The sequence below is a fragment of the Pseudoglutamicibacter albus genome, assembly GCF_022346425.1.
GTDB lineage: Bacteria > Actinomycetota > Actinomycetes > Actinomycetales > Micrococcaceae > Pseudoglutamicibacter > Pseudoglutamicibacter albus.
Window position 1 is genome coordinate 1 of the sequence record NZ_JAKRCW010000002.1, and the last position, 10902, is coordinate 10902.

Sequence of the window (10902 nt, forward strand, 5' to 3'; positions counted from 1 at the left end):
GCTCTCTGTAGCTCAAGAACGAGCGCTACGGGCGCAGTACGCGAAGCTCAACCCGGTCGAACTCACGCGTGACATTGTCCGGTATCAGGACATGCTCATCACCAAAGCCAGTTGGAAGACTGAGGTCCTCACAGCTGAGGTCGAAGACGCGAAACAGAACCGACGGAAACGACAAACCGGTGGGGTGAAACTCCATACTGCCTAAGCAGGGCTACGCGATCAATCTCTGTGAGGCACGATTAAGGCTACGCGATCAACTTGACATGAGGCACTACGTGGAGGCAGCGGGACACCGACCAGGTGCCGCCACCGCGTGCGCCCGGTCCAGCTCGATCTGCCGCAACTCCAACGTGTCAGCAGCACCCGTAACGACTCGACCGCCTGCAACCCCGCCCTCGGGTTAGTGCATGTTCGCCGCGACCTCGGCGACCCGTGAAGGCTTCAGAATGTCAAGTTAGGTTAGGCATCAATGGCTTGTCCCGACGTCCTGGCGCATCCACCGGAAAGCGGAACGCGGACCCACCACATCAATGCAGTCCCGACACATTACAAACGCGGACCTAGCGGGAGGATTGTCGAAACTTGCCCCGCCGGTGACTCAGATGGTGCGAGCACACCAGTCGATCCGCGCTGAACGGCGCAGGACGCACAGTCGGAGGCGCCATCCGCAGCGGGCGTCGCGAGCATCCGAAGACGTTCTTCAACGAGCGGAAGCCGCCTATGCAGCGGGCGGGTCTCTGAAAGCCGTGGCCCGGCAAGTTGGTCTTGGACATGAGCGACTCTCTCGTTTCCTTCGGGAACGCGGTGTCGTCCTCCGGAACCACTCCCCGTCCAGCAGCGAGATTCGGCTGATGCGTGCCATGTATGACCAAGGGGCTTCCTTGGAGCGTGTGGGTGGTAAGTTCGGATACACGGTCGGGACAGTCCGCAAACACTTACTCATCGCCGGCGTCATGATTTGCGACACGCACGGCCGTTAAGCAGTCCAGAAGGCAGCAGGACCATCGCCAATCCCGAGACACGTGACGCTTTGCCAGTTTCAACCTCACCGCCCAGGTGAGCGCGTGGTTGCATCTCGTGAACCTCGTCGCCAGATAGAAAGCACACCCCAAGGGATGGGTCTATCCTAACGGGACTTTGGGCTGTTCGATACGGCCAGGTATCGCCCGGCGTCGGCGCCATTCGAGTCGCGTGCGCCCGGTCGTGCCAGGAAATGCCGGTGCGGCGCGTGATAGCGTCGAGCACATGGACACGTTGACTCTGCCCGCCCTGTGTGCGCTCGAGCGTCAGGGATGGGATGCGCTGTGCAATCAGACCGGATCGTCTTTCTACGGATCTCTGATGACCAAAGACGCCGTCATGGTCCTCGTGAATGGCTTCACGATGGACAGGGACACCGTGGTCGCGTCCCTCGACCAGGCGCCGGCATGGGACAGCTACACGATCAGCGACGAGCGGATCGTCCGCGTAGGAGCGGAAGCGGCAGCGCTGGTGTACCGGGCCACAGCTCAGCGCGCGGGCGAAGAGCCCTTCGAGGCGACCATGACAAGCGTGTACGTCAGATCGGCCGACGGCCCTCGTCTCGCGCTCTACACCCAGACGACAGCAACGCACTGATCTGACACTGAACGCGAGCAAGTCCGAGCCGTACACAGCCAGTCTCGCCCTGCTGGGAGGATAAAGACGATGCCCCACCCAGCGCCATAGGCATCCCTCGTCGCTAGACGGGAAGCACACCCCAGCAGTTGCGTTGTTCCTCCCTCGATCTAATGGCGTTCAGCAGTCCCGGTTGAGTCGCGGTGCCTCTGGGTGACTACCACGCGGGCAGTTCACCGCGGCGGGGCGCATCTTCTTCGGTGACCGAGTCAGCATCCTCCAGTGGGTTGGCCTGCTCATCGCTCTGGTTGGCGTCGCCTTGAGCGTGAGAGGCATCAGCGCAGCGGGGGTGGGAGGCGTGGGCCTGGTGGTAGTGAGCCTGCTGGGACTGTCCATGGCCTCATTGCTGGAACGCTCGTGGAAGCCCCAGGTGCCCGTGGTGACCAGCCTGACCGTGCAAGTGAGCGTTGCGGCCGTGATCTTCAGCGGCATAGCCCTCCTGACCGACGGGCTCGCAGTGCAGGTCACGGGGGTACTGGTGCTGGCAATCAGCTGGCTGGTTCTCCTGTCTGGCCTCGGCGGCTACGCCACGTTCATCTGGTGCCTACGCCAGGTGGGAGCCACCAGGACCAGCACTCTGCTCTACCTGACTGCACCGGTCACAATGCTGTGGGCGTGGTCCTTCTTCGGACAGCAGCCCTCGCTCCTGCAGTGGATTGGGCTTGCGGTCGTCCTGGGTGGCGTCGGCCTCGCGACCAGACGCACCAACCATCGTGAGGAAGACACGGCCTGACCGCCGGCCCTTCGTCGACGCCGAGACCAGGCTGCGAGTCCAAACCAACCTCGACGCCAACAACGCCCGCGGCGAACGACCACCCCAGAAGTACGACCACTACCTCAAAGGCGTCCTGTGGTGCGCCGGCGGAGCTAAGCTCATGATCGAAGGCCCTCGCGAACATGAACTGCTCCCCACTAGTCGGTAACTGATTTCTCAGTCCAACTAATGGGAAGCAGTTCAGTGGAACGATGTCCCGACACATTACAGTCCGCAGCAAGTACTTGTAGCCATCACCAGCCGACATCACCCGCATCGACATCGTCAGCCAAACCACCCCTCACCTGGCCGTCACACAGGTGAGCCGGAGCCTCCTAACCTCGATCTGCAAGAGGCCTGGCAGCTCCAGATGGTGGCTACAGCCGGCTGAGATCAGGGTGCTCAGAGGCGCCTGTACGGAGCAGGATCACGAGCGGTAGAGCGTGGCGACCTGATCGATGTGGTCCAGGAGCTTGGCTTTGATGTCGTCGGGGGCTTCGATGCGCACGTCCGAGCCGAGGCGTAGCAGGACGGTGACCGCGTGCAGGTCGTCCGTGAACTCCAGGCGCACGGGCCGCCACCCCTCACCCGGTGGGCTCCCGGACGCATCCATCGGCTTGGTGCGGATACTCCACTCGCGCGCGTCGTCCCACCGTGCGGCCAGGAGCCAGGCATCAACACTCACAGGAGTGAACTGGTCGAGAAACCGGCCGCGGTGCTCTCGCCATGCTTGGGCCACATCCAGGTCAGGTCCGGAGCACGGTTCAGCCAACGGGGCGGCGTGCTCGATACGGACTGCCTTGAAGAACCGCACCGTTCCCTCGGTGCTGGCGCATAGATACCAGTCGCTGCCGGCCGACACCAGACCATGTGGCTCCACGATCAGCTCATGTGCACGTGTGGCTTGGCGTGAGCGATAGGTCAGCTGCAACCGCTGACGGGCGAACACGCAGGCTTCGAGGATTGCGAATGCCTCCCCAGGTTGCAACGCATCAGGTTGCGGCAACCAGCCCTGAGGATCAATCACGATCCGCGACGCAACCTCCAGGCTCTGGTTACGATGGGCGTCGGGAACCGCAGCCAGCAGCTTACGCAGCCCCGAGGCGAACGCGTCACCCAAGCCAATCGAATCAGGGCCCCACGATGAGATCGCGGAGAACAACGCGCGGCTCTCGTCCTCAGATAGCGCTGTGACATCGGTGCGGTAGCCCGGCATCAGGCGGACACCGCCGTGGGGGCCGCGCTCGCAGTACACCGGCACCCCGGCAGCCGAAAGTGCCTCCACATCCCGCAGCACGGTACGACGCGACACCTCCAGGCGCTGCGCCAACTCTGCCGTCGAAAGCCCGCCATGGGTACGCAGCAGCCAGATCATCGACAACAACCGATCCGCTCGCATGCCCCAATACTCGCACAGATACATGACAGAAGATGTCACCTATCACCCGTAGCTTCGTAAAAGCGTAACGACAAAATCGTCCCCAAAAGGGGCGCTCACAGAGAGAGAAGCTATGACCGCCTTCGCACCCACTAGCGTGATTCTCTACGTCACCGACGTCGAGGCCAGCACCATCTTCTACCGTCAAGCCCTGAATAAGGAGCCCATCGAGACCTTCAAAGACTTCGCAGTGTTCGCCCTCACCGACAATGTCATCATCGGTCTGCAGACCCGCGACCAGATCGACCCCGCCGCCACCGGCACACCAGGCAGCGTCGAACTATCCATGAGCTACGCCACCCACGATGATGTCGACCAGCTTTACCACGATTGGACAACCCTCGGCTTTCCGATCGCGCTGGAACCCACCACCCTGGAGTTCGGCTATACGTTCGTCGCCACTGACCCCGACGGGCACCGCCTCCGCGTCTGCGCCACCGACCCCACTAATCTTTAGGGGTCTTGCGGGCATTCCCTCGCCTCGCCCTCAAAGCGCACCCGGCTTGGAGGGCGAGGCGAGGAGAGCGCTGATTCCGTCGGCAAGGATCTCCTGCGGGCTGATGTGGTGCTGCGCGTGGAGTCGCGCGTAGGCCGGAGCTTGCTCAGGGTCGATGGTGACATGCTTCTCGTCAGGCGCCATCGGAGCAGTTAGAGCGGAACCGATCACCAAATTGGATAGTCGGTAGGCAGTGCCGAGCGGGTCCGGGGTGCCTGTTTGTTCGAGTAGGACGCACATTCGCTCAGAAAGGGCCAGGTACGCCGGGCCCCTGGGAGCGCGCATACCGATGACCCGACCGGCCCACCGGTGGGCTGTGAGGTGCGCGAAGAAGGCCTGCATCAGGGCAGGCAGGTCAGCGTTACGGATCGAGTCGGACATGACCGGATCGTCTGCAAGCGCTGTGTCGAGGGCGAGGTCGAACAGATCGTCGACGGATTCGACGCGGGAGTACAGGCTGGCTGGAGCGACACCCACCTGTTGCGCCACAGATCGCAGGGTGAGAGCCCTCAACCCGCCTTCGTCCAGTAACCCTACCGATGCCCTCGCAACCTCCCCGATGTCCACTGCGCGGAGACGTTGCACAGGTTTGCGGTGTTCCCAGTAGCTCACCCCACCAGCCTAACCAAACACGCTTCAGTTAGCTATCCATTCTATGTTAGGTTTAGCGCATGCTGGATGCCACCACCCTCCCGATCACCTTTGAGAACACTCGCCTACGCCCCCTCTCTGAGCTGGACGCAGACGCGTATGCAGCCGGAACCAAGGACGAAGCTGTGCGGCGCTTCGGCCACCTGCCTGAGCCCGACTACACTCCCGACTCCGTGCGACGGATGATCCGTGAAGAGGCCGCTGTGGGCCTGTCGACCGGCACGCTGGCAGTCCTCGCACTTGCTGACACCGAGACTGACAGGTTCGTGGGCTCCATGGTGCTCTTCGACGTCAGCTCCGAGGCGGCCGAGGTCGGGTTCTGGATTCATCCCGATGCACGCGGAGAAGGGCATGCCCGTCGAGGCCTGGAGTTGGCGTCGCGTCTCGCACGCAACAGTGGACTGCGAACCTTGACAGCACGCACGCTCCTGGAGAACAAGGCCTCCCAGCGGTGCTTGACGAACGCAGGGTTCCATGAGGTCGAGCGAGCCGTCGGGACCACGCCCGCAGGACAGCGCGAGGAACTATTCCATTACCGGCGCGCTCTCAAGCCCAACGCGCCAGAATCGGACAGATCGAGGACGCCTCCCAGACGGCTGAGTACCACGATGTTCTCCAGCAAGAAGCCGACCTGACCGCCGGGCACGGGGTGCTGCGCTACACCGGCCTCATCGCCGTCACCGCCCCCACGATCGAAGACCTCGACGCCCACTTCGCCGCCCTCGAACAAGCCGCCATCCAAGCCAACTGCGAAACCCGACTCCTCGCAGGACAACAAGCCAAAGCCTTCACCGCCGCAGCCCTCCCACTCTGCCGCCAGGTCTGACGATGACTAGGAAGGGGTCATTCGGGCACTGTGACGAGGCAAAAGGGATGGCCTGCGGGGTCAGCGTAGATGCGCCAGGCTTTCGGGCCTGGGTCCAAGACCTCAGTGAGTGGGTGGCCGCCTGCTGCTTCGACGGCGGCACATGCCTCCGAGAGGTCATCGACTAGCAGGTCAAGGTGAACCTGCAGCTCGCCTCTGTGGCCCGGCCACTGCGGGGGTTCGTAATCGGAGACGCGATGGAAAGAGAGGCGTCCGACAGGCTCCCAGTCCAGCGTCAACCACTGGTCATCACCGGTGGCCGGTGCAAGATCCAGGACTTTCTGCCAGAAGAGTGCTTCCGCTGTGGGGTCCTTGCACTCAAAGACGAGTTGCGTGAAGCGTCCGATTGCTGGCATGTCTCCATGTTAGGACGCATCACCTGACCAGCCGAACGGTTCTATCGGGGTGCAGGGTGCTCACCGCGTGCTGCCGGATCGATCGCATGGGCAAAGCGGGAGTTCATCGGGTCATGCAGGTCGAACCACTCGATCGCTGCGAGGTCGTCGACGTACGCTCGATACAGCTCAGGCCACGCTTCGCCAAGAACTTCGGTGTTGGTCGGTGTCGCGTAGCCCAGTGCATCGCTGGCGACGGGAACTGTCTGGTTTCACGACATCGTTCACCCCTCACCACCCCAACCCACCCACAGATCTCTCACGACACCCTTCCACCATGTCGCACGACATCCTTCACCCATCTGTCACGACATCGTTCCCACCACTGCAAGGCCTGACCGGTCCACCGACGCCCCCACGTCGAGGCACGGGGTGACGCAGAAACTAGCTGTCCAGCCAGCCGCGAACCGTAGCTACACCGGTGTACAGCAGCCGCAGCGGCAGCAGAATAGCCCCGGGAACACCGGCAACCGCCAGACTATAGACACTTTGCCCAGTCGTCTTTGCTAACCACATAAAGCGGAACGATGTCTTGACACATCCACCGAAGAAGCGGAACGCAGGTCCCTCACAACAGTTCAGTCGCGACACATCAAAACCCCTGGGCATAAAAAATGTCGGGACATCGTGTGAACGATGTCCCGACACATTACAAACGTGGAGGTAAGGGGATTCGAACCCCTGACCTTCTCCATGCCATGGAGACGCGCTACCAACTGCGCCATACCCCCGCAAAGCAGAAGCCACAATAATTCACTTATAATTCCTGCGCTGTCCGCTCTGCCTGCAGGTCCTCACTGGACCGCGCCGCGGCGAACAGATGAAACCATACCACGCCCGATAGGCGAACCCAAACCGAACCCAAACCGGGCCCGAAACGAGCTCGCGCCCCACCCGCCTCTAACCCAAACTCAACCCGAAAACACACCCGTTTGACGCCGGAGCGCAACAGTCGCCGCGCAGCCGTCATCGCGCCATAGAATGGTGTGCGAATGGGCCGAAGTATCCGTTGAAGCTAGGGGAGAAGTATGTCTGGACGTCAAGAATCGTCAGATGAATACACAGCAGACTCGAACGATGCTGTGACCGGCGAAATCCCCATCGTGCCCACCCCCGAAAACCCAGACGGCGCCAAAACAGAAGACGCCGAACCCGTGGACACCCAAACTGAAGCCCCGCAATCCAAAGCCCCGAAACCCGAAGACGCAACGGACGATGCGGCAGGCGCCTCCACCTCCGCCTTGCAGGAAGAGCCACGTGACACCGCCACCGACGCGGACGAGTTCAAGCCAGCCCGCAGCATCGGAGTGATCCCGCTGGATGACGCCGGCAAACCCAAGGAGGAGTTCTCTGCCTCCGCGGGTAAGGCCCGCAAGTGGGGTGAAGACCAACAAGCCGGTATGCCTCGGTTCATCAAGGTGACGCTCGGGCTCGCCGCCACCTGCATCATCCTCATGTTCGTGCGCGATCTACAAGACATCATCGCGCCGGTCTTCCTGGGCTTGAACCTCATGATCGTGGTGTACCCGGTCCAGAAGTTCCTGCAACGCTGGGTCCCACCGTTCGTGGGTGCGATGGTCTCGCTCTTGCTGGTGCTCGTGATCCTGGTGCTGTTCGTGTGGCTCATCGTGTGGTCGCTACTCGCGTTGATCCAACTCATGCCGTCCTATAACGAACAGTTCGTTGAAGCGTGGCAGTGGATACAGAAGACCGCGCTCGAACTCAACCTGGACTTCAGCGAAATCACCAAGTCACTGCAATCCATCCAGCCGAACGACGTCATGTCGCTGCTGGCGCCACTGTTCTCCAACGTCTCCTCAATCCTCGCTCTACTGACCACCCTGGTGATCGCGACCCTGTTCCTCGCAATGGACTCCGCTGGCCTGCACGCACGTCAGCAGCTGCTGCGCATCACCAAGCCGCGCGCCCTCATCGTTACCAACGACTTCGCCTACGGCGTGCGCCGCTACTGGCTCGTCACCACCGTGTTCGGCCTCATCGTCGCGATCGCCGACGTCGGCGCGCTCTGGCTGCTCGGCATCCCGCTGGTATGGGTGTGGGGCATCCTCTCCTTCATCACCAACTACATCCCCAACGTCGGGTTCTTCATCGGCCTCATCCCACCCGCACTGCTGGCTTTCCTCGAGAAAGGCTGGGGTTCGGCCGTTGCGGTGATCGTCGCGTACTCGGTACTGAACTTCGTGATCCAATCGATCATCCAACCGAAGTTCGCCGGCGAATCCGTGGGCGTCACCCCAACCGTGTCCTTCCTGTCCCTGCTGTTCTGGGTCTGGGTCCTCGGCCCACTCGGAGCCCTCCTGGCACTGCCGGCAACGCTGCTGCTAAAATCCTTCCTCATCGATTCCGACCCGAACGCGCGATGGCTCAACACCTTCATCGCGGTCCCCGCGGACTCCGCGCTCCCTGAGGATGAGCAGCCGATGCCGCTATCGGAACGCAAAGCCCGCGCTTGGAGGGAACGCAAAGCGATCCTCCGCGGCTAACCAGAGCACGCTTGCGCTCCTGTTATTTGTTGTTTTTCGAGAAAGTTTATGTCCCCCCAATACGGTAAATACGAGCAGCTGATCCCGAGCGCCCGCAGGCGTTGGGCCGCGTTGGCGTTGCTCATGATTGTTGTCCTGCTGGTTTCTGTCGATAACTCCGTGATGGTGCTCGCCCTACCGGAAATCGCTGTTGAACTGCACGCGAACGCAACCGAGCAACTCTGGGTCCTGGACATCTACCCGCTGGTTTTGGCGGGGCTCTTGGTCCCGATGGGGAACCTGGGTGACCGGATTGGTCGCCGCCGCATCATGATGATCGGCGCGGTCGGCTTCGCGGTGGTCTCCGGTATCGCCGCGTTCTCGGTGAGCCCGATAATGCTCATCGTGTTCCGTGCCCTGCAGGCCGTGTTCGGGGCCGCGCTCATGCCCGCCACGCTGTCCTTGATCCGCAACATCTTCCCGGACCCTCGCGAACGCACCACCGCGGTTGCGGTGTGGGCGGCCACGTTCTCGGCGGGCGCGGCACTCGGACCGATCATCGGCGGACTGCTGCTGAACTTCTTCTGGTGGGGTTCCGTCCTGCTCATGGCGGTCCCGATCCTGCTCCCGTTCCTGATCGGCGCGCCTCTGTTGCTACCGGAGTCGAAGGACCCGAACCCGGGCCCGCTCGATGTTGTGAGCATCGCGCTCGCTATGGCAACCCTGCTTCCTCTCACGTACGGGATCAAGACCCTGCCACAACAGCTGTGGGTCGGCCTGGCCGCTATCGCGTTCGCGCTGGCTGTCGGCTTCGTTTTCGTGCGCCGCCAACTGGGTGCGGACATTCCGTTCCTGGACGTCCGATTGCTCTCTCGCAAGGCGTTCGCGCTTCCACTGATCATCAACCTGCTCGCGATGTTCTCGCTCGTGGGCTTCCTCTACTACCTCTCCCAGCACCTACAGCTCATCGAGGGCCGCAGCCCAGCGGAGGCCGCGCTGTTCATGCTGCCCGGCATGGTCATGACGGTGGTCGCTGGTCTCGGCGTTGTTCCGGTGGCCCGGAAAACGGGCCCGGTCGCCGCGATGGTCGCAGGTCTTCTGTGCAGTGCGCTCGCGTACGGGATCCTCGCGGTGTTCGTGGGACGAGGCGACTGGGTTCCGATGGTCGCGTTCCTCCTCATTGGTGCTGGCGCTGGCATGGCGGAGACCCTCTCGAACGACTTTGTGCTCACCGCCGTGCCCTCCGAAAAAGCCGGTGCCGCGTCCGCGATGTCTGAAACCGCGTACGAATTCGGCACCGTCATGGGGGCCGCCGTTCTGGGTGGGCTACTCAACGCCCTCTACACCGCGCACCTCGTGCCGCCTGCGGCCCTGAGCCAGGCCCAGGGTGAACAAGCAGCCTCTTCGCTCGCTGCAGCGCACGATGTGGCTGCCGGCCTCCCGCACGAACGTGCCGCAGAACTCTTGCAGGCAGCATCGCAGGCCTTCGACTCGGGCGTCACCGTGACCGCCACGGTCGCAGGGGTGCTGGCCCTCGCGGTAACGATCGCCGTGTACTTCGGCCTGCGCACACCGCGCGACGCCGAATAAGCACGCGGCGCCCAGTCAATAGCCCGGCGCCAGGTATCCAACGCAGCGCCGCAACAGCGCAGTGCAAGCAGCCATCTAGAAGTCAGCGGGCTTAAAGAACGGTGCCCCACCAGGCCAAACCTGGTGGGGCACCGCTGTCTAGAAACCGCTGTATAGAAACCGTTGTATAGAGCTAGGTCTATTACTTAGCGCGTGCGGAGCCGCGGGAGAAGATTCCCAAGATACCCAGCAGGATGCAGGTACCTGCGATCGCGCAGATCCACGTGCTCAGCTCGAAGAAGCCGCCGGTTCCCTTACCGAAGATAACGGAACCGAGCCAACCACCAAGAAGACCACCAATGATACCGACGACGAGCGTTGGGATGATTCCCATCGAGTCGCCCATGATCGCCTTACCAATAGCGCCAGCAATCAGACCTACTAGAATCCAACCTAGAATACCCAAAGCCAACACCGCCTTTCAGAATAAAACAGCACCCACACCTTGAGGATGCCTTCTGCTTACAACCCTACGGCAAAATAGAGATATAGCCAGGGAGAAGCTCAAATTACGCTGAGAGCATCCTGAACGCCA

At 62.1% G+C, this 10902-nt stretch carries 12 protein-coding genes, 1 tRNA gene and 2 pseudogenes; 10 read left to right on the forward strand and 5 right to left on the reverse strand.

Annotated features, from left to right (window positions below; translation table 11 throughout):
- The 5 genes from MHJ63_RS01355 to MHJ63_RS01370 all read left to right on the forward strand — a co-directional run.
- Positions 1–205 (forward strand): hypothetical protein (locus tag MHJ63_RS01355; protein ID WP_239445950.1); only part of this gene is annotated, 205 nt, incomplete at its 5' end.
- A 646-nt stretch (positions 206–851) separates the two neighbouring features.
- Complete coding sequence (locus tag MHJ63_RS09890; RefSeq protein ID WP_275435734.1) at positions 852–980, forward strand: hypothetical protein; 129 nt, start codon at positions 852–854, stop codon at positions 978–980.
- Positions 981–1203: 223 nt separating this feature from the next.
- Positions 1204–1617, forward strand: coding sequence for a nuclear transport factor 2 family protein (locus MHJ63_RS01360; protein WP_239445951.1), 414 nt, complete (start codon positions 1204–1206; stop codon positions 1615–1617).
- A 346-nt stretch (positions 1618–1963) separates the two neighbouring features.
- Positions 1964–2389, forward strand: coding sequence for a DMT family transporter (locus MHJ63_RS01365; protein WP_477742912.1), 426 nt, complete (start codon positions 1964–1966; stop codon positions 2387–2389).
- Complete coding sequence (locus tag MHJ63_RS01370; RefSeq protein WP_239445953.1) at positions 2370–2579, forward strand: hypothetical protein; 210 nt, start codon at positions 2370–2372, stop codon at positions 2577–2579. The genes MHJ63_RS01365 and MHJ63_RS01370 overlap by 20 nt, the downstream gene beginning before the upstream one ends.
- Positions 2580–2837: 258 nt before the next feature.
- On the opposite strand, the gene MHJ63_RS01375 is transcribed toward MHJ63_RS01370, so the two are convergent.
- Positions 2838–3809, reverse strand: a complete 972-nt coding sequence (locus MHJ63_RS01375) for a helix-turn-helix transcriptional regulator (RefSeq protein WP_239445954.1) — start codon at positions 3807–3809, stop codon at positions 2838–2840.
- A 112-nt stretch (positions 3810–3921) separates the two neighbouring features.
- Between MHJ63_RS01375 and MHJ63_RS01380 the strand changes: the two genes are divergently transcribed.
- Entirely contained in the window at positions 3922–4305 is a 384-nt protein-coding gene (locus MHJ63_RS01380; RefSeq protein WP_035756255.1) for a VOC family protein, read from the forward strand.
- Positions 4306–4335: 30 nt separating this feature from the next.
- Here MHJ63_RS01380 and MHJ63_RS01385 read toward each other — a convergent pair whose 3' ends face one another.
- Positions 4336–4956: a TetR/AcrR family transcriptional regulator gene (locus tag MHJ63_RS01385; protein ID WP_239445955.1), complete on the reverse strand. Its 621-nt coding sequence runs from the start codon at positions 4954–4956 to the stop codon at positions 4336–4338.
- A gap of 59 nt (positions 4957–5015) precedes the next feature.
- Here MHJ63_RS01385 and MHJ63_RS01390 point away from each other — a divergent pair.
- A pseudogene (locus MHJ63_RS01390) lies at positions 5016–5459 on the forward strand (GNAT family N-acetyltransferase); the annotation flags it as partial.
- A gap of 26 nt (positions 5460–5485) precedes the next feature.
- Positions 5486–5821 (forward strand): annotated as a pseudogene (locus tag MHJ63_RS01395) (SCO6880 family protein); the annotation flags it as partial.
- A 17-nt stretch (positions 5822–5838) separates the two neighbouring features.
- On the opposite strand, the gene MHJ63_RS01400 reads toward MHJ63_RS01395, so the two are convergent.
- Together MHJ63_RS01400 and MHJ63_RS01405 are read right to left on the reverse strand one after the other, a co-directional pair.
- Positions 5839–6216, reverse strand: coding sequence for a VOC family protein (locus MHJ63_RS01400; protein ID WP_239445957.1), 378 nt, complete (start codon positions 6214–6216; stop codon positions 5839–5841).
- A gap of 697 nt (positions 6217–6913) precedes the next feature.
- A tRNA-Ala gene (locus tag MHJ63_RS01405) sits at positions 6914–6986 on the reverse strand.
- 297 nt (positions 6987–7283) lie between these two features.
- Here MHJ63_RS01405 and MHJ63_RS01410 point away from each other — a divergent pair.
- Entirely contained in the window at positions 7284–8759 is a 1476-nt protein-coding gene (locus MHJ63_RS01410; RefSeq protein WP_239445958.1) for an AI-2E family transporter, read from the forward strand.
- A 48-nt stretch (positions 8760–8807) separates the two neighbouring features.
- Positions 8808–10328, forward strand: coding sequence for an MFS transporter (locus MHJ63_RS01415; RefSeq protein WP_239445959.1), 1521 nt, complete (start codon positions 8808–8810; stop codon positions 10326–10328).
- Between the two features lie 181 nt (positions 10329–10509).
- Here MHJ63_RS01415 and MHJ63_RS01420 read toward each other — a convergent pair whose 3' ends face one another.
- Positions 10510–10779, reverse strand: coding sequence for a GlsB/YeaQ/YmgE family stress response membrane protein (locus MHJ63_RS01420; RefSeq protein ID WP_338110359.1), 270 nt, complete (start codon positions 10777–10779; stop codon positions 10510–10512).
- Positions 10780–10902 lie beyond the last annotated feature (123 nt).